The organism is Micromonospora sp. RP3T (assembly GCF_003027925.1).
Classification (GTDB): Bacteria; Actinomycetota; Actinomycetes; order Mycobacteriales; family Micromonosporaceae; genus Micromonospora.
In genome coordinates, this window is record NZ_PYPS01000017.1 from 76,520 (window position 1) to 94,710 (window position 18,191).

Here is an 18,191-nt window from a genome sequence, read left to right on the forward strand (position 1 = left end):
AGCGGGGCCCCCTCCTCTACCGAATGCGTTAAGAGGGGGCCCCGCCTTACACCTCAGCGGGCGGCGAGGGGCTGTCGGGCCGGGTCGACCGGGGCGGGCAGGTTGCCCACCCCGCCGAGGTACGCGTGCACGGCCGCGGCGGCGGCCCGCCCCTCGGCGATCGCCCAGACGATCAGCGACGCGCCCCGGTGCATGTCGCCGGCGACGAACACACCGTCGGCGGCCTGCCAGTCGGGGCGGGCGTCGATCGCGCCCCGGGCGTTGCGGGCCACCCCGAACTGGGCCAGCAGCGGCTGCTCCTCGGTGCCCTCGAAGCCGATCGCCAGCAGCACCAGATCGGCCGGGATCTCCCGCTCCGAACCGGGCAGTGGCGTGACGATGCGCCGGCCGTCGACCTTCTCCACGGTCACCTCGGCGATCCGCACGGCCCGGACCTGCCCGGTGCCGTCGTCCACGAACTCCTGCACCGCCACCGCGAAGACCCGCTCGCCGCCCTCCTCGTGCGCCGGGTAGGAACGCAGCAGCCACGGCCAGGTCGGCCACGGGTCCCGCGCGCCGTCGCGTTCGGTCGGCGGCTGCGGGTAGAGGTCGAGCTGGTGCACGCCGGCCGCGCCCTGCCGGTGGGCCACGCCGAGGCAGTCGGCGGCGGTGTCGCCACCGCCGATGATCACCACGTGCTTGCCGGCCGCGTCGATCGGCGTGCCGTCCGGCAGCGTGGCGAGCGCGGGCCGCCCGGTGCCGGCGGCGGCCACCACCCGGTTCGCGGCCACCAGGTGCGACATCGCCTGGTGTACGCCGCGCAGCGCCCGGCCCAGCGTCTGCGGGGTGTCCCGGCCCTGCAACGCGCCGCAGGCCAGCACCACCGCGTCGTGCTCGGCGCGGAGCTGCTCGGCGGTCACGTCGACGCCGACGTCGACGCCGGTACGGAAGCGCACCCCCTCGGCGGTGAGCTGGGCCACCCGGCGGTCGACGTGCTGCTTCTCCAGCTTGAAGTCGGGAATGCCGTAGCGGAGCAGGCCGCCGACGGCGTCGTCGCGCTCGTACACGGTGACCGTGTGGCCGGCGCGGGCGAGCTGCTGCGCGGCGGCCAGGCCGGCCGGGCCGGAGCCGACCACCGCCACCGACCGGCCGGTCGACGCGGACGCCGGCCGGGGACGCAGCCCGCCCCGGGCCACCGCAGCGTCGGCGATCTCCACCTCGACCTGCTTGATGGTGACCGGCTGCTGGCCGCCCAGGCCGAGCACGCAGGCCGCCTCGCACGGCGCCGGGCAGAGCCGCCCGGTGAACTCGGGGAAGTTGTTGGTGGCGTGCAGCGACTCCACCGCGGCGTCCCAGTTGCCGGTGCGGACCAGGTCGTTCCAGTCCGGGATGCGGTTGCCCAGCGGGCAACCGTCGTGGCAGAACGGGATGCCGCAGTCCATGCACCGGGTGGCCTGCTCGCGGATCAGCTCCTCGCCGGCCGGCGGGTAGACCTCCCGCCAGTCCGTGATCCGCACCGGGACCGGACGGCGGGCGGGCAGCCGCCGGTCGTAGCGCAGGAAACCGTTCGGGTCAGGCACGGGCCACCTCCTGGGCGACCACCCGCGGCGCGGGCGGCACGGACGCGGTCGAAGGTGTGGTGAGAGCACTCATCACCGCGTCGTCGACGTCGCGGCCGGCGGCTTCGGCGGCCCGCATGATCTCCATGACCCGGCGGTAGTCCCGGGGCACCACGGCGGTGAACTCCTCCACCGCCTCCGGCCAGCGCTTGAGCAACGCCTCGGCCACCGCCGAGTCGGTCTCGGCGAAGTGCCGCTGGACCAGCCCGTGCAGGCGGTCGCGTTCCTCGTCGCGCAGCGGCGACAGGTCGACCAGTTCGGCGTTGATCCGCCGCCGGTCCAGCCGGTGCACGAACGCGGTGCCACCGGACATGCCGGCGGCGAAGTTGCGCCCGGTCGGCCCGAGCACCACCACCGTGCCGCCGGTCATGTACTCGCAGCCGTGGTCGCCGAGGCCCTCGACCACGGCCACCGCGCCGGAGTTGCGCACCGCGAACCGCTCCCCGACCCGGCCGCGCAGGAACACCTCGCCGCCGGTGGCGCCGTACAGGATGGTGTTGCCGGCGATGATCTGGTCCTCGGCGCGGTGGCCGGGCTCGGCGTCGCCGCCGGCGAACGGCGCGGCGGCGTCCGGCCGGACCACGATCCGCCCACCGGACAGGCCCTTGCCGACGTAGTCGTTGGCGTCGCCGTGCAGGCGCAGCGTCACCCCGCGCGGCAGGAACGCGCCGAACGACTGGCCGGCGGTTCCCCGCAGCAGGAACTCGACGGTGTCGTCGGGCAGCCCGGTGCCGCCGAACCGGCGGGTCACCTCGCCGCCGAGCATCGCGCCCACGCTGCGGTGCTCGTTACGCACGTCGACCTCGACCCGGACCGGCGTGCCGTCGCGCAGCGCCGGACCGGCCAGCTCGATGAGCCGGTTGTCGAGCGCCACGTCGAGGCCGTGGTCCTGGGGCCGGACGCCGCGCCGGGCCGCGCCCTCTGGCAGCTCGGGCAGGTGCAGCACCCGGTGCAGGTCGAGCCCGTGGCCCTTCCAGTGGTTGATCGCGCCGGCCACGTCCAGCAGCTCGGTGTGCCCGATCGCCTCGTCGATGCTGCGGAAGCCCAGCTCGGCCAGGTAGCCGCGGACCTCCTCGGCGAGGAAGAGGAAGAAGTTCTCCACGAACTCGGGCTTACCGGTGAACCGCTCGCGCAGCACCGGGTTCTGGGTGGCGATGCCGACCGGGCAGGTGTCCAGGTGGCAGACCCGCATCATCACGCAGCCCTCGACGATCAGCGGGGCGGTGGCGAAGCCGAACTCCTCCGCGCCGAGCAGCGCCGCGACCAGCACGTCCCGGCCGGTCTTCAGCTGGCCGTCGACCTGCACGGTGACCCGGTCGCGCAGCTTGTTGAGCAGCAGCGTCTGCTGCGCCTCGGCCAGGCCGAGCTCCCACGGGGTGCCGGCGTGCTTGAGCGAGTTGAGCGGGGACGCGCCGGTGCCGCCGTCGTGCCCGGAGATCAGGATGACGTCGGCCTTCAGCTTGGCCACGCCGGCCGCCACGGTGCCCACCCCGACCTCGCTGACCAGCTTGACGTGCACCCGGGCGGCCGGGTTGACGCACTTCAGGTCGTGGACGAGTTGGGCCAGGTCCTCGATGGAGTAGATGTCGTGGTGCGGCGGCGGGGAGATCAGGCCGACGCCGGGGGTGGCGTGCCGGGTCCGGGCGATCCACGGCCAGACCTTGTTGCCGGGGAGTTGGCCGCCCTCGCCGGGCTTCGCGCCCTGCGCCATCTTGATCTGGAGGTCGTCCGCGTTGACCAGGTATTCGCTCGTCACGCCGAACCGGCCGCTGGCGATCTGCTTGACCGCCGACCGCCGCGCCGGGTCGTGCAGGCGCTCGACGTCCTCGCCGCCCTCGCCGGTGTTGGACTTGCCGCCGAGGCGGTTCATCGCGATCGCGAGCGTCTCGTGCGCCTCCGCCGAGATCGACCCGTACGACATGGCGCCGGTGGCGAAGCGCTTGACGATCTCGGTGGCCGGCTCGACCTCGTCCAGCGGCACCGCCGGGCGCACGCCGGTACGCAGCGTGAACAGCCCGCGCAGCGAGCCCGCCTTGGCGGCCAGCTCGTCGACCTTGGCGGTGTACTGCCGGAACACGTCGTACTGGCGGCTGCGCGTGGCGTGCTGGAGCAGGAAGACCGTCTCCGGGTTGAACAGGTGCAGCTCGCCCTCGCGGCGCCACTGGTACTCCCCGCCGATCTCCAGCCGGTCGGTGGCGGGCACGCCGGGCGCCGGCCAGGCCAGCGCGTGCCGGGCCGCCACCTCGGCGTGGATCTCGGCCAGCCCGATGCCGCCGATGGTGCTCGGCGTGCCGCGGAAGTAGCGGTCGACCAGGCGGGTGTCCAGGCCGACCGCCTCGAACACCTGCGCGCCGCAGTACGACGACACGGTCGAGATGCCCATCTTGGACATGATCTTCAGGACGCCCTTGCCGAGCGCCTTGACGTAGTTGCGGACCGCCTTGACCCGGTCCACCCCGGCCAGGACGCCCGTGGAGATCATGTCCTCCACCGACTCGAAGGCGAGGTACGGGTTGACCGCCGCCGCACCGTACCCGATCAGCACGGCCGCGTGGTGCACCTCGCGGCAGTCGCCGGACTCGACGACCAGCGCCACCTGCGTGCGGGTCTGCTCACGCACCAGATGCTGGTGCACCGCGGCGGTGAGCAGCAGCGACGGGATCGGGGCCAGGTCGGCGTTGGAGTCCCGGTCGGAGAGCACCAGGATGCGCACGCCGTCCTCGATCGCCTCGGAGACGTGCCGGCAGATCTCGGTCAGCCGGGCCTTGATGCCGGCGCCGCCGTCACGGATCCGGTAGAGACCGGAGACCCGGACCGCCTTGAAGCCGGGCAGGTCGCCGTCCTCGTCGATGGAGAGGATCTTGGCCAGCTCGTCGTTGTCGATCACCGGGTAGGGCAGCACGATCTGCCGACAGCTCGCCGGGCCGGGGTCGAGCAGGTTGCCCTCCGGCCCGATGGTGGACGCCAGGCTGGTCACCAGCTCCTCCCGGATGGCGTCCAGGGGCGGGTTGGTGACCTGGGCGAAGAGCTGGTGGAAGTAGTCGTAGAGCAGCCGCGGCCGGGTGGACAGCGGCGCGATCGGGGTGTCGGTGCCCATCGAGCCGAGCGGCTCCGCGCCGCTGCGGGCCATCGGGCCGAGCAGGATCTTCAGCTCCTCCTCGGTGTAGCCGAACGTCTGCTGCCGGCGGCGTACCGAGTCGTGGGTGTAGACGGTGTGCTCGCGGGCGGGCAGGTCGTCCAGCTCGATCAGGCCGGCGTGCAGCCACTCCTGGTACGGCTGCGCGGCGGCCAGCTCGGTCTTGATCTCGTCGTCGGAGACGATCCGGCCGTTGACGGTGTCGACCAGGAACATCCGGCCCGGCTGGAGCCGGCCCTTCGCCACCACGGTGGCCGGGTCGAGGTCGAGCACGCCCGCCTCGCTGCCCAGCACCACCAGGCCGTCGCTGGTGTGCCACCAACGGCCCGGCCGCAGCCCGTTGCGGTCCAGCACCGCGCCGACGACCTCGCCGTCGGTGAACGCGACCGAGGCCGGGCCGTCCCACGGCTCCATCAGGCTGGCGTGGAAGCGGTAGAACGCACGCTTGTCGGCGCGCATGTCCGGGTCGTTCTCCCACGCCTCCGGGATCATCATGAGCACCGCGTGCGGCAGGCTCCGCCCGGCCAGGTGCAGCAGCTCCAGCACCTCGTCGAAGTTGGCCGAGTCGGACGCCGCCGGGGTGCAGACCGGGAAGACGCGGCGGATGTTGCCGGACAGGTGGGGACTGCGCAGCAGCGCCTCCCGGGCCTGCATCCAGTTCCGGTTGCCGCGGATCGTGTTGATCTCGCCGTTGTGCGCGATGAAGCGGTACGGGTGCGCCAGCGGCCAGGACGGGAACGTGTTGGTGGAGAACCGCGAGTGCACCAGCGCGATGGCGCTGACCACGCGCTCGTCGGTCAGCTCCGGGTAGAACGCCGGGAGCTGGTCGGGGGTGAGCATGCCCTTCCACACCATGGTGCGACCCGACAGCGACGGGAAGTAGGCGGGCACGCCCCGCTCGGCGGTCTCCCGCTCGACCTGCTTGCGCAGGCAGAACGCCACCCGGTCCAGGTCGAGCCCGGTCAGCGGGGAGCCGGCCGGGCCGGCGGGCGCGTCGGTCAGCCGGTGCGCGGCGACGAAGAGCTGCCGCACCCGGGGCATCGCCGCGAGCGCGGTCTCCCCCAGGCCGGACGGATCGGTCGGCACCTCCCGCCAGCCGAGCACGTCGGCGCCCTCGACCAGCGCGTACTTGTCCACCACCCGGCGGGCGCGGGCCTCGGCGGCGTCGTCGTCGGGCAGGAAGACCAGGCCGGTCGCGTACTGGCCGGCCGGGGGCAGCGGGAAGTCGACGGTCGCGCGCAGGAACGCGTCCGGCACCTGGATCATGATGCCGGCGCCGTCCCCGGTGTTGTGCTCCGCGCCCCGGGCGCCCCGGTGGTCCAGCCGGCAGAGCGCCCCGAGGCCGTTCGCGACGACCTGGTGCGAACGCCGCCCGTGCAGGTCGGCCACGAAGGCCACGCCGCAGGCGTCATGCTCGTACGCGGGGTCGTACAGCCCCGTCGTCGGCGGGGCCGGTTGCGGGCTGAGAGGGTACGGAAAGGCCACCGGGCCTCCTGTCGTCACTCAGGATGGATCATGGAGGGGACGACGTCGGCCCACTGGGGTTTATTGAGTCTACGTTAGGGCGTGCCGCGCAAGGCCAGTTCAGATTGATCACACTTCCAGATGCTGGGACGTGTAGTCTCGCGCGGTGGATCTCGTGCGTACTGACGTACTCGACCGGTTGGAGCGGTTCTACGACGCGGTGCCCCGCGACGCGGCCCGGGTGGAGGAGTTCGACACCCTGGTGCTGTTCGTCCGGGACGGGGCCGGTTGGCCGTTCTACGCCCGCCCCCGGCCGGGCGCCCCCGAGGCGGCCACGCTCGCCGAGGTGACCGCGGTCCGGGAACGGCAGCGCGAACTGGGCCTGCCGGAGGCGTTCGAGTGGGTGCACGAGCACCAGCCGAGCCTGCTGGCGGTGGCCCGCTCGGCCGGGCTGACCGTGCTGGAGGCGCCGCTCATGCTGCTGGAGGCGGAGCGGCTGCCCGACCCGGGCACGCTCAGCGACGTACCGATGCGGGTGCTGGACCCGGACGAGACCGGCTTCGCGGCGGACATCGCGCTGCGCCGGGCCGTCGCGGCGGTCGGCTTCGCCCACGGCGGCACCGCCCGGGGCGACGCCGGGCCGGCCGAGCGGGACGCCGCGCTCGCCCGGCTGGACGTCGACGCGCTGGACGAGGAGGCGGCCCGGGTGGCCGACGGCCGGCGCGTCTCGGTGCTCGCCGGCACCCCGGCCGACGGCCCGTTGGCCAGCGGCATGGCGATGCGGGTCGGCGACGTGGCGGAGATCGCCGGGGTGGCCACCCTGCCGTCCGCCCGACGTCGCGGGCTGGGCGCCGCGGTGACCGCCACGCTGGCCCGGGAGCTGCGCGCCGCCGGCACCGACCTGGTCTTCCTGAGCGCGGGCAGCGAGGACATCGCCCGGGTCTACCTGCGGGTGGGCTTCCGCCGGGTCGGCACCGCCTGCATCGCCGAGCCGGCCGCGGTCATCTGAGCGCCCCCGGCGGCCCTGGCGCAGCCCGCGCCGGGGCCGTCAGGACGGTGGTTGCCAGTCGGCCGCCGCCGCGGCGGCGGTGTTGCGCAGCCGCGGGCTGATCGTGCCCAGCGCGGCGTCCCGGGCGCGCAGCGCCAGCCGACCCCGGGTCTGCAACACGGCCGACATCCGGCGGGTCTGCCGGACCATGGCCGCCGCCCGGGGGCGGCGCAGCCGGTCGTACGCGGTCACCGCGTCCGGCAGCCGCGACTCGCGTAGCAGCCCGGCGAGCGTGGCCGCGTCCTCGAACGCCAGGCAGGCGCCCTGCCCGAGGTGCGGCGGCATGGCGTGCGCGGCGTCACCGAGCAGCACCACGCCGCCCGGACCGGCCGGGAAACCGTACGACCGGGGCAACGGCCGCAGCTCGCGGACCTCCTGCTGCACCACGTCGGCCGGGTCGGTGGCCTCCAGCAGCGTGGCGATCGGCGCGGGCCAACCCGCGAACCAGCGCTTGAGCAGGGCGAGCTGGATCTCCGGCGGCTCGGGCCGGGGCGCGCCGGCAGCGGTCGCCACCCAGTAGATGCCGCCCCGGCGCGACGCCCCGGCGGTGCCCCGTTCGCCGAGCGAGGCGGCCACGAACCGGTAGCCGGCACCGAGCGTCTCGCCGTGCACCGGCTGGTCGTCGGGAAGCTGCGGGGCGCGGTACCAGGGGATGACCGCGCGCCAGGCGGCACATCCGGAACTCACCACGGCGGTCTCCGGGGCGAGCTGCCGCCGGATCTCGCTGTCCGTGCCGTCGGCGGCCACCACCAGGTCGGCGGAGAACGTGTGCCGGCCGTCGTCCACCGCCGGCCGTTCGCCGGCGACCGCGCGCACGCTGCGCACCGTCACCCCGGTCCGCAGCTCCACCCGCTCGCCCAACCCGGCGATGAGCGCGTCGTGCAGGTCCTCCCGGTGCACCACCACCGGCATCCGCTCGGCCGGGACGGGGCGGGGCTGCACCAGCCACTGCCCGTCCGGGCGGCGGATCCCGCCGTCGGGCAGCGGCGTGGCGATCGCGTCCAGCCCGTCGCCGAGGCCGAGCGCGCGCAGCGCGCGTACCCCGTTCGGCCAGAGCACCACGGCGGTCGCCTCCGGCCGGACCCGGTCGGCCCGCTCCAGCAGCGTGACCTGCCAGCCGGAGCGGGCCAGCGCGCCGGCCACCGCCATTCCGCCGAGGCCGGCGCCGACCACCACCGCGCTGCGCATGACTCCCCCGCTCAGCTGTCCCGGTCCGCCGGGCGCCCGCCGCCGTCCGCCCGCCCGGCGTCCGCGTCGGCCCGGTCCGCGTCGTCGGCCCGGTCGGCGTCGTCGGCCCGGTCGGCGTCGTCGGCCCGGTCCGCGTCGTCGGCCCGGTCGGCGTCGTCGGCCCGGTCCGCGTCGGGTGCCGTGGGCTCCGTCGGGGGCAGCGCGCCGGTCTCCCGGTACGCGCGGAACTGGTCCTCGGTCACCACCCGGTAGCCCTCCGGCGCCACCGTGGCCGCGGCGGGCTCACCGGCGGCGAGGTCGACCTGGGACACGTCGCCGCCCGGCGTCGCCGGTGCCGTCGGCTCACCGATCGGGACGAGGTACTCCCGGGGGCCACGGACCCGGACGAAGTACGCGAGCGCGCCGAGGAAGACCAGCGCCGCGGTCCAGACGTTGAGGCGTACGCCGAGGATGTGGTTGGCCTCGTCGGTGCGCATCAGCTCGATCCAGAACCGGCCCGCCGTGTAGCCCATCACGTAGAGCGCGAACGCCCGACCCTTGCCAAGCCGCAGCTTGCGGTCGAGCACCAGCACCAACGCGGCGACGCCGACGTTCCAGAGCGCCTCGTAGAGGAACGTCGGATGGTAGAGCCCGGGTTGCAGGACCGGGTTGCCGGCGTCGTCGCGGAGCGCGCGACCCGGATTGTCCGGGTCCATCACGTGCACCTCGAGGCCCCACGGCAGGCTGGTCCGCCCGCCGTAGAGCTCGTTGTTGAACCAGTTGCCCAGCCGGCCCACGGCCTGCGCCAGGGGCATGCCGGGGGCCAGCGCGTCGGCGACCACGGAGAGCGGGATGCCGAGCTGCCGGGCGGCGAGCCAGGCACCGACCGCCCCGCCGGCCACCGCGCCCCAGATGCCGAGCCCGCCCTCCCAGATGGCGAACGCCTTGAGCGGCTGGCCGTCGGCGCCGAAGTATTTCTCCGGGGAGGTGATCACGTGGTAGAGCCGGGCGCCGATGATGCCCGCCGGCACCGCCCAGACGGCGATGTCGAGCACGGCGCCCGGAGCGACGCCGCGGCGGCGCAGTCGGTACTCGGTGACCACGCAGGCCACCACGATGCCGACGATGATGCAGAGCGCGTACGCCCGGATCGGAACCGGACCGAGCTGCCAGACGGCGGTGCTGGGGCTGGGCATGGCCGCCAGGGGAGTCATCGGGGCGAGGGTCACGGGTGCACACGGTACCGGTGCGGACCGTGTGCGCGGCACCCCGGTCCGGCCCTGTCCGGTCGTCGGCGCGGCGCGCCACGCGCACTCGCCGTCAGTGCTTCGCGTGCCTACGAACTTGATGGCACGGATGACTCAACGCACAACGCACCGTCGGTGTGGTCCGACGCGCCCGACCCGTCCACGCCATCAAGTTCGTAGGCGAAACCCGGCCTCCCCGTCCTGCCCCGCCGAAGAGCCGGACGGCGTGGACCGCGTCGGGGCGGGCCCACCACGAACGCCGTCGGGAACAACCGACGGCGAGCTGCGGCAGGGGCCGACAACAGCCGATGACGGGCCGACGACGAGCCGACGACGGGTCAGCGAACGGGGTTGCGGACGCCCTCGGCGAGTTCGGCGCTGAGCTTGCGCAGCGCGGCCAGGCCGGCGGCCTCGTCGGGCGCGTCGAGCACGCAACGGACCAGCGCGCTGCCCACGATCACCGCGTCGGCGTACCCGGCGACGGTGGCGGCCTGCGCGCCGGTGCCCACGCCCAGCCCGACGCCGACCGGCAGGTCGGTGACCTCGCGCAGCCGGGCGACCAGGACCGGCGCCGCCTCGGAGGTCTGGGCGCGGGCGCCGGTCACGCCCATGATCGCGGTGGCGTAGACGAAACCGCGGCAGTGCTCGGCGGTCATCCGCAGGCGTGCGTCGGTGGAGGACGGCGACACCAGGAACGTCCGGTCCAGGCCGTGCGCCTCGGAGGCGGCCAGCCACTCGGCCGCTTCGTCGGGGATCAGGTCCGGCGTGATGAGCCCGGTGCCGCCGGCAGCGGCCAGGTCCCGGGCGAACGCCTCGACGCCGTACTGCTCGATCGGGTTCCAGTAGGTCATGGTGACCACCGGCGCGCCGGTCGCGGCCACCGCCTCGATGACGTGCAGCGCGTCGGCGGTGCGCACGCCGCCGGCCAACGCGATGTCGCTGGCCTTCTGGATCACCGGCCCGTCCATCACCGGGTCGGAGTAGGGGATCTCCACCTCGACGACGTCGACGCCCGCCTCGACCATCGCGGTCATGGCGGCGATGCTGCCCTCGACCGTGGGGAAGCCGGCCGGCATGCAGCCGACCAGCACGGCCCGCCCGTCGGCCCGGGCCTTGTCGAAGGCGACCCCGATGCGACTCACGCTCTCACTCCTTGTCGAGGATGCCGAAGTACGCGCCGGCGGTGTGCACGTCCTTGTCGCCACGGCCGGAGAGGTTGACCAGGATCACCGGCTCGCGGCCCAACTCGGCGGCGAGTTCCGGGGCGATCTTGCGGGCGCCGGCCAGCGCGTGCGCGCTCTCGATCGCCGGGATGATCCCCTCGGTGCGGCAGAGCAGCTCGAACGCGGCCATCGCCTCGGCGTCGTCGACGGGCAGGTAGGTGGCCCGGCCCGTGTCGTGCAGCCAGGCGTGCTCCGGCCCGACGCCCGGGTAGTCCAGACCGGCCGAGATCGAGTGCGACTCGATGGTCTGGCCGTCGGCGTTCTGCAGGACATAGGTGCGGGTGCCGTGCAGCACGCCCGACGAGCCGCCGGTGATGCTGGCCGCGTGCCGGCCGGACTCGACGCCCTCGCCACCGGCCTCGAAGCCGTAGAGCCGCACCCCGGCGTCGGGCACGAAGGCGTGGAAGACGCCCAGCGCGTTGGAGCCCCCGCCGACACAGGCCGCGACCGCGTCCGGCAGCGCGCCGGTCAGGTCCAGGCACTGCTGGCGGGCCTCCACGCCGATGCCGCGCACGAAGTCCCGGACCATCTCCGGGAACGGGTGCGGCCCGGCGGCGGTGCCGATCAGGTAGTGGGTGTCCTCGACGTTGGCGACCCAGTCGCGCATCGCCTCGTTCATCGCGTCCTTGAGCGTGCGCGAACCGGCCGTCACCGGGATCACGGTCGCGCCGAGCATCCGCATCCGGGCCACGTTGAGCGCCTGCCGCTCGGTGTCCACCGCGCCCATGTAGACCACGCACTCGAGGTCGAACAGCGCGGCGGCGGTCGCGGTGGCCACGCCGTGCTGGCCGGCGCCGGTCTCCGCGATCACCCGCCGCTTGCCCATCCGCCGGGTGAGCAGCGCCTGGCCGAGCACGTTGCGGACCTTGTGGGCGCCGGTGTGGTTGAGGTCCTCCCGCTTGAGCAGGACGCGCGCCCCCACCTGGGCGGAGAGCCGCCGGGCCTCGTACAGCATCGAGGGGGTGCCGGCGTAGTCGCGCAGCAGCGCGTCGAACTCGGCGAGGAACTCCTCGTCCCCCATCGCCTTGCGGTACGCCGCGTCCAGCTCGTCCAGCGCGGCGACAAGCGCCTCGGGGACGAACCGGCCGCCGAACCGGCCGAAGTGACCGGCGGCGTCGGGAACCTGGCCGGCAGCGGGTACGGCGCTCATCGCGGGCGTCCTCTCGGTTCGGGTGGACCCGGCGCGGGTCAGCGCACCGGGCGGGGCGTGGCCGGGTGGTTCCCGGCGTTGACCAGCTCGGCGACCGCCTCGCGGGGGCTCTTCTGGGTGACCAGGCCCTCGCCCACCAGGACGGCGTCGGCGCCGGCCGAGGCGTACCGGATCAGGTCGTGCGGACCGCGCACGCCCGACTCGGCGATCTTGACGACGCGGCTCGGCAGCCCGGGCGCGATCCGCTCGAACACCGACCGGTCGACCTCCAGGGTACGCAGGTCGCGGGCGTTGACGCCGATCACCTGCGCGCCGGCCTCCAGGGCCCGGTCCGCCTCTTCCTCGGTGTGCACCTCGACGAGCGCGGTCATGCCCAGCGACTCGATCCGCTCCAGCAGCCCGACCAGCGCGTTCTGCTCCAACGCGGCGACGATCAGCAGCACCAGGTCGGCGCCGTGCGCGCGGGCCTCGTGCACCTGGTAGCTGGAGACCACGAAGTCCTTGCGCAGCACCGGCACGTTCACCGCGGCCCGGACCGCGGCCAGGTCGTCCAGCGACCCGCCGAACCAGCGGCCCTCGGTCAGCACGCTGATCGCCCGCGCGCCACCGGCCGCGTAGTCGCTGGCCAGGTCGGCCGGGTTCGCGATCTCGGCCAGCCGCCCCTTGGACGGCGACGAGCGCTTCACCTCGGCGATCACGGCCACGCCGGGTCGGCGCAGCGCCGCGTACGCGTCGATCGGCGGCGGCGCGGCGGCGGCCAGCTCGCGGATCCGCTCCATCGGGAGCTGCTCCTGCCGCCGGGCCACGTCCTCGCGCACCCCGGCCAGGATCTCGTCGAGCACCCCTGCGGACGGCGCCGCTCCGGCGTCGTCCCCCTCCGCGTGCGCATGCTCAGCAGTCACCAACGGACTCCCCTCTCCGGGTGTCATGGGCCGATGCTAGGTGGCGCCACCTGGCGACACGTGCCGGGGGGTATGGCGCACCTCACGACATGGGCTGTGGCATGATGGCCGACTTCGGGTGAACGCGGTGTCACGCAGCGCCACCGCATGCATCGACCATCGCCCATGACCCATCTCACCACGCCCGGCCCGACCTCGCAGCCCGACGTCCGGCCCGCTGTGACCAAGGTCAAGGACTTCCGCCCCTGTGCAGGTCGCCCCGTGTGCGGGAGCGTTGACCTGCGCTTGACGGTGGCGAAACGTGAGCCGGACACCATTGTCGCAGGGCAGACTCGACGAGGCCGCTGCCGACCGAAGCCGAACGATCTCGTGTGGGGTGAACCATGAGCGCCAACGGGCCGCATCAGAACATCGGGTTGACCACCGTCTCCCGGACCGTCGCCGCACTCGCCGTCGGCGTGGTGCACACGCTCGAACGCGCGGTGGCCGGTGACGGCCGGACGCGTACCGCCCAGGGCAACGCCTGGGAGGCGGTCTGCGCCGACCGGGCCCGGGCCGCGCAACGCCGCGAGTTGGAGCGGCTGGTGGCCGAACTGGCCGCCGCCCGGGCCGCGGCCCGGGACCGCCGGGCGACGCGCGAGGCCCAGCCGGTCAGCTGACCGTCGGGTCCTCGCCCCGGTCCAGCGCGTCCCACGCGTCCCGGGTGCCCCGTTCGACCGCCGGCCGGTCCGGGTCGGCGGGGCCGGTCGACCCGGCCCGCCGCTCGTACCGGGCGCCCATCGCCGGCCACCGCCCGGCCCGCCACGCGGTGCCCGCCCCGCCGGCCGCGAGCGCCAGACCGCCCGCCAGCACCAGGGCCGGCCAGAGCCGGCTGACCCCGGTCTCGCCGAGACCGACCCCGCCACCGACCGCGACGGCCAGCCCGACGACCGCCAGCAGCACGCCGAGCAGCCGGCGCAGCCGCCCCCCGGTGGCCAGCACCGCGCCGCCACCGGCCAACCCGACGTAGGCCAGCGCCGACACCCACGGCAGCAGGTCCGCGCCGGTGCGGCCCGACCGCCCGGGTCCGAGGGAACCACCGGCGGTCGGATCGGCCGACCAGCTCCGGGTCACCGCCCAGGCGGCCAGGCCCGCGCCGGCCAGGCAGAGCAGCACCGCGTACGCCAGCTCGCGCCGGCCCCGGACGGCGGGCGGGCCGACCGCGGCGTCGGTCACGGGGTCACCCCCGGCGAGCTGACCGGCAGCTCGGTGAAGAAGCAGGTGCGGTGACCGGTGTGGCAGGCCGCGCCCACCTGCTCCACGCTGACCAGCAGCGCGTCGCCGTCGCAGTCCAGCGCGACCGAGCGGACGTACTGGTGGTGGCCGGAGGTCGCGCCCTTGACCCAGTACTCTCCCCGGCTGCGCGACCAGTAGGTGGCCCGGCCGCTGGTCAGCGTGCGGTGCAGCGCCTCGTCGTCCATCCAGGCGACCATCAGCACCTCACCCGAGTCGTGGGCGCGGACCACGGCGGCGACCAGGCCGTCCGGGGTGCGGCGGAGCCTGGCCGCGATGGCCGGGTCGAGCCGGGAGGGCCGGGCCGGGCCGGCGGTGGAGCGGGCGGAGGCGCCGGTCACGGGCGCGTCAGAGGCGGGCACGGTTGACCATTCTCCCGCACGTGGCGCCGGCACCGTCGACGTGTCCCGGGACGCCGGTGGCGCCGCGTGCAGCGTCCGGCTGAGCTGACCGAGGTAGCGGTCCACCCGGCCGTCGGCGAGCGCCTCGGCCAGGTCCGCGCCGGCCACCGCGGCGACCTCCCCGGCGTACGGGCGGACCAGCGGGACGATGCCGGTCACCAGACGGCCGGCGGCGGCCCCGACCTCGGCCGGGTCGCCGGCGCGCAGCCCGAGGCAGAGCAGCATGTCGGCGCGGTAGCCGGGCGGGGCCACCGGCAGGTCCAGCGCGGCGGTCAGCGCGGCCCGGCGGGACACCACCCGGACGGCGGGGTTGGCCAGCCGCAGCACCGAGGGGCAGAGCCGGGCCAGGTCGGCCGCCGCGAGCCGGACCCCGGGGGCGTCGCCGGCCCAGTGCGCCCCGGCCACCTTGCCCAGCGTGGCGATCAGGTCCTCCAGGCGCGGCTCGTCGGCGGGCTGGCAGAGCACCGGCAGGTCGATCCGGCGGCGCCACTCCGGCACCGCCCAGAGCAGCCGGGCGGGCGCGGTGACCGGCAGCCCGAACGCCCAGTCGGCGGGCTGGCCGAGCCGGCGCACCCAGGAGCGGACGTCCCGGGAGGCCACCGAGACGTGCACCAGCCGGCCGTCGAACTCGGCCAGGTAGGCGTCCCGGCTGGCGTACGCGCCGGTGGGGCGGGCCGGGGCCGCCGAGGCGGGACGCTCCTCGTCGGTGGCGACGAGCACGTCCACGTCGACGTCGCTGTGCTCGGTGGCGGCCCGTCGGGCGTGGCTGCCGCGCAGCATGATCCCGACGACCGGTCGGTCCGCGGCCCGGCGCAGGCGGGTGGCCCAGTCGTCGAGGAATCCGGACTCGGGCAACGAAGCGGGACCCACCGCGACATGGTGCCGGAAGTCCGATCTCAAGCGCAATGCCCGATGGCGGACCGGGTGTCCGGTGCGGGTGGCTTAGCCCAGTTCCTCTTCGGCCTGCCGGTACACGTCGATCTTGTGGTCGAGGGCCTTGAGATCCTCGGTCAGCTCGGCCATCCGGGCCAGCACCCGGGCCCGGTGCGCCTCGAACAGCGCCCGCCGCGCGCCGAGCGTACGGTCGCCCTGCCGGGCCAGTTCGGCGTAGCGGCGCATGTCGCGCACCGGCATGCCGGTCCGACGCAGCCGCAGGAGCAGGAACAGCCAGTTGACGTCCGCCTCGGTGTAGCGCCGGCGGCCGGCGGAGTCCCGCCCGACCGGCGCGACCAGCCCCTCCTGTTCGTACCAGCGCAGCGTGTAGGTGGTCAGGCCGACCCGCTGCGCCGCCTCGCCGACGCTGAAGCTCTTCTCCCGGATACCGATCTCCACCGATCCAGGCTTCCAGTTCGAGCCCACTCGAAGTCAACAGCATTGCCCGACCGGCGGAATTCATCTACCGTTGATTTCAACGTTCAGTGAATTGTCGGAGGCGGACATGGACGACGCGGTGGCGGTCCGTGGCCTGGTGGTCGACCGGGGCGGGCGGCGGGTGCTGCACGGCATCAGCTGCGCCGTGCCCCGCGGCACGGTCACCGGGCTGCTCGGGCCCAGCGGCAGCGGCAAGACCACGCTGATGCGCGCGGTGGTCGGCGTGCAGACTGTCGACGCCGGCACGGTCGACGTGCTCGGTCGGCCCGCCGGCACGGCCGAGCTGCGCCACCGGGTCGGCTACCTGACCCAGGCGCCGAGCGTCTACGCCGACCTCACGGTCCGGGAGAACGCCCGCTACTTCGCCGTGCTCCAGGGCCGGAGCCGCGCCGACGCCGACCGGGCGGTGTCCGACGTCGGGCTGGCCACGGCGGCCGACCAGCTGGTCGGCACGCTCTCCGGCGGCCAACGCAGCCGCGCGTCGCTCGCCTGCGCCCTGGTCGGCGACCCGGAGCTGGTCGTCCTCGACGAGCCCACGGTCGGCCAGGACCCGGTGCTGCGGGCCGACCTGTGGGCCCGGTTCCACGCCATGGCCGCCGCCGGCACCACGCTGCTGGTGTCCAGTCACGTGATGGACGAGGCGGCCCGCTGCGACCGGCTGCTGCTGATCCGCGAGGGCCGGCTGGTCGCCGACGACACCCCGGCCGCGGTCCGCGCCGCCACCGGCGTGGACGACCTGGAGGAGGCGTTCCTGCGCCTGATCCGCGACGGCGAGTCGGAGGCCACCTCGTGAACGGGCGCATCCTGGCCGCCACGACCGGGCGGATCCTGCGTCAGCTCCGGCACGACAGGCGCACCGTCGCGCTGCTCGTCGTGGTGCCGGCGGTGCTGCTCACGCTGGTCTACTTCATGTACGTCGACCAGCCCACCCCGCCCGGCGCGCCGCGCACCTTCGACCGGGTCGCGCTGATCATGCTGGGCTTCTTCCCGTTCATCATCATGTTCCTGGTGACCAGCATCGCCATGCTCCGCGAGCGCACCACCGGCACGCTGGAGCGGCTGCTCACCACGCCGCTGGGCAAGCTGGACCTGCTCTTCGGCTACGGCATCGCGTTCGGGCTGGCCGGGGTGCTCCAGTCCACCGTCGCCTCGCTGGTGGCCTACCAGGTCTTCGGGCTGGACACCGCCGGCAGCCCGTGGCTGGTCGTGCTGATCGCCGGCGTGAACGCGGTGCTGGCCGTGGCGCTCGGCCTGTTCTGCTCCGCGTTCGCCCGCACCGAGTTCCAGGCGGTGCAGTTCATGCCGGTCGTGGTCGCCCCGCAACTGCTGCTCTGCGGGCTGTTCGTGCCCCGCGGCCAGATGGCCGGCTGGCTCCAGGCGGTCAGCGACGTGCTGCCGCTGTCGTACGCGGTCGAGGCGCTCCAGGAGGTCGGCGCGCACGCCGAGCCGACCGGCACGATGTGGCGCGACGTGGCGATCGTGGCCGGCGCGGCGGTGGTCGCGCTGGTGCTGGCCGCCGCGACGCTGCGCCGGCGCAGCGGATGACCCCGCGCCGCACCGGGCGGCGGCCCGGCCGGCCGGACACCCGGGAGGCGATCCTGGCCGCGGCCCGGGAGGCGTTCGCCGAACGTGGATACGACGGCACCTCGATCCGCGCGGTCGCGGCCGCCGCCGGCGTGGATCCGGCGCTGGTGCACCACTACTTCGGCACCAAGGAAGAGTTGTTCCGCGCCGCCATGTCGATCCCGATCGACCCGGCTGAGCTGGTGCCGCGGGTCCTGGCGGGAGGCCCGGACGAGGTGGGCGAACGGCTGGTCCGCACGTTCCTGTCGGTGTGGGATTCCCCGGCCGGCGTCGCCGCGGTGGCGCTGCTCCGCTCCGCGGTGAGCAACCAGTGGACCGCCCGCCTGCTCCGGGAGTTCCTGACCACCCAGATCCTGCGTCGGGTCCTGGCGCAACTCGACCTCGACCCGGCCGAGGCGCCGTTGCGCGGCGCGCTGGTCGCCACCCAGATCGCCGGCCTGGCCATGATGCGCTACGTGATCCGCCTGGAGCCGGTCGCGTCCGCGTCGGCGGACACGCTGGCTGTCACCATCGGCCCGACCGTCCAGCGCTACCTCACCGGCCCGCTGGACACGAGCTGAGCGCCGGCGCCGGCCCTGCAGACGGAGATCGGCCGGCGACCCAACCGGCAGACGGCCCTGGGCGGGCG

15 protein-coding genes and 1 pseudogene are annotated in these 18,191 nt (G+C 74.7%); 5 read left to right on the forward strand and 11 right to left on the reverse strand.

Annotated features, from left to right (window positions below; all coding sequences use genetic code 11):
* Positions 1 to 53: 53 nt before the first annotated feature.
* Together C8054_RS15860 and gltB are read right to left on the reverse strand one after the other, a co-directional pair.
* The gene (locus C8054_RS15860; protein WP_107157561.1) at positions 54 to 1,559 is read right to left on the reverse strand and encodes a glutamate synthase subunit beta; all 1,506 of its coding nucleotides are present in this window, start codon (positions 1,557 to 1,559) and stop codon (positions 54 to 56) included.
* Positions 1,552 to 6,219: a glutamate synthase large subunit gene (gene gltB, locus C8054_RS15865; protein ID WP_107157562.1), complete on the reverse strand. Its 4,668-nt coding sequence runs from the start codon at positions 6,217 to 6,219 to the stop codon at positions 1,552 to 1,554. Before gltB ends, C8054_RS15860 begins: the two co-directional genes overlap by 8 nt.
* A 145-nt stretch (positions 6,220 to 6,364) precedes the next feature.
* On the opposite strand from gltB, the gene C8054_RS15870 reads away from it, so the two are divergent.
* Positions 6,365 to 7,207, forward strand: coding sequence for a GNAT family N-acetyltransferase (locus C8054_RS15870; RefSeq protein ID WP_107157563.1), 843 nt, complete (start codon positions 6,365 to 6,367; stop codon positions 7,205 to 7,207).
* A 39-nt stretch (positions 7,208 to 7,246) separates the two neighbouring features.
* Here the strand turns inward: C8054_RS15870 and C8054_RS15875 are convergent, their stop codons facing one another.
* From C8054_RS15875 to trpC, 5 genes are all read right to left on the reverse strand, one after another.
* Positions 7,247 to 8,434, reverse strand: a complete 1,188-nt coding sequence (locus C8054_RS15875) for an NAD(P)/FAD-dependent oxidoreductase (RefSeq protein ID WP_107157564.1) — start codon at positions 8,432 to 8,434, stop codon at positions 7,247 to 7,249.
* Positions 8,435 to 8,445: 11 nt separating this feature from the next.
* Positions 8,446 to 9,642 carry a prolipoprotein diacylglyceryl transferase gene (gene lgt, locus C8054_RS15880; protein ID WP_107157565.1) on the reverse strand — a complete coding sequence of 399 codons (1,197 nt, stop codon included), beginning with the start codon at positions 9,640 to 9,642 and terminating at the stop codon, positions 8,446 to 8,448.
* Positions 9,643 to 9,998: 356 nt separating this feature from the next.
* Positions 9,999 to 10,802, reverse strand: coding sequence for a tryptophan synthase subunit alpha (gene trpA, locus C8054_RS15885; protein WP_107157566.1), 804 nt, complete (start codon positions 10,800 to 10,802; stop codon positions 9,999 to 10,001).
* Positions 10,803 to 10,806: 4 nt separating this feature from the next.
* Positions 10,807 to 12,033: a tryptophan synthase subunit beta gene (trpB, locus tag C8054_RS15890; RefSeq protein ID WP_107157567.1), complete on the reverse strand. Its 1,227-nt coding sequence runs from the start codon at positions 12,031 to 12,033 to the stop codon at positions 10,807 to 10,809.
* Between the two features lie 38 nt (positions 12,034 to 12,071).
* The gene (trpC, locus tag C8054_RS15895) at positions 12,072 to 12,875 is read right to left on the reverse strand and encodes an indole-3-glycerol phosphate synthase TrpC (protein WP_199199786.1); all 804 of its coding nucleotides are present in this window, start codon (positions 12,873 to 12,875) and stop codon (positions 12,072 to 12,074) included.
* 443 nt (positions 12,876 to 13,318) lie between these two features.
* Between trpC and C8054_RS15900 the strand changes: the two genes are divergently transcribed.
* Entirely contained in the window at positions 13,319 to 13,594 is a 276-nt protein-coding gene (locus C8054_RS15900; RefSeq protein ID WP_107157569.1) for a hypothetical protein, read from the forward strand.
* On the opposite strand, the gene C8054_RS15905 is transcribed toward C8054_RS15900, so the two are convergent.
* The 4 genes and pseudogenes from C8054_RS15905 to C8054_RS15915 form a co-directional block, all read right to left on the reverse strand.
* Positions 13,587 to 14,150: a Trp biosynthesis-associated membrane protein gene (locus C8054_RS15905; RefSeq protein ID WP_107157570.1), complete on the reverse strand. Its 564-nt coding sequence runs from the start codon at positions 14,148 to 14,150 to the stop codon at positions 13,587 to 13,589. The genes C8054_RS15900 and C8054_RS15905 overlap by 8 nt on opposite strands.
* Positions 14,147 to 14,569 (reverse strand): phosphoribosyl-AMP cyclohydrolase, encoded by a 423-nt coding sequence (gene hisI / locus C8054_RS32770; RefSeq protein WP_107157617.1) that lies wholly within the window; start codon positions 14,567 to 14,569, stop codon positions 14,147 to 14,149. Before hisI ends, C8054_RS15905 begins: the two co-directional genes overlap by 4 nt.
* Positions 14,570 to 14,749: 180 nt before the next feature.
* Positions 14,750 to 15,388: pseudogene (locus C8054_RS32775) on the reverse strand (phosphoribosyl-AMP cyclohydrolase); the annotation flags it as partial.
* A gap of 162 nt (positions 15,389 to 15,550) precedes the next feature.
* Entirely contained in the window at positions 15,551 to 15,940 is a 390-nt protein-coding gene (locus C8054_RS15915) for a MerR family transcriptional regulator (protein WP_107157571.1), read from the reverse strand.
* A 106-nt stretch (positions 15,941 to 16,046) separates the two neighbouring features.
* Here C8054_RS15915 and C8054_RS15920 point away from each other — a divergent pair, with 106 nt between their 5' ends.
* Genes C8054_RS15920 through C8054_RS15930 form a run of 3 tightly spaced genes read left to right on the forward strand, consistent with a single transcriptional unit; the run spans position 16,047 to position 18,123 of the window.
* Positions 16,047 to 16,772 (forward strand): ABC transporter ATP-binding protein, encoded by a 726-nt coding sequence (locus C8054_RS15920; protein ID WP_107157572.1) that lies wholly within the window; start codon positions 16,047 to 16,049, stop codon positions 16,770 to 16,772.
* A complete protein-coding gene (locus C8054_RS15925) occupies positions 16,769 to 17,524 on the forward strand; it encodes an ABC transporter permease (protein WP_107157573.1) in 756 nt (251 codons plus the stop codon). The genes C8054_RS15920 and C8054_RS15925 overlap by 4 nt, the downstream gene beginning before the upstream one ends.
* Positions 17,521 to 18,123 (forward strand): TetR family transcriptional regulator, encoded by a 603-nt coding sequence (locus tag C8054_RS15930; protein ID WP_107157574.1) that lies wholly within the window; start codon positions 17,521 to 17,523, stop codon positions 18,121 to 18,123. Before C8054_RS15925 ends, C8054_RS15930 begins: the two co-directional genes overlap by 4 nt.
* Positions 18,124 to 18,191: the final 68 nt, after the last annotated feature.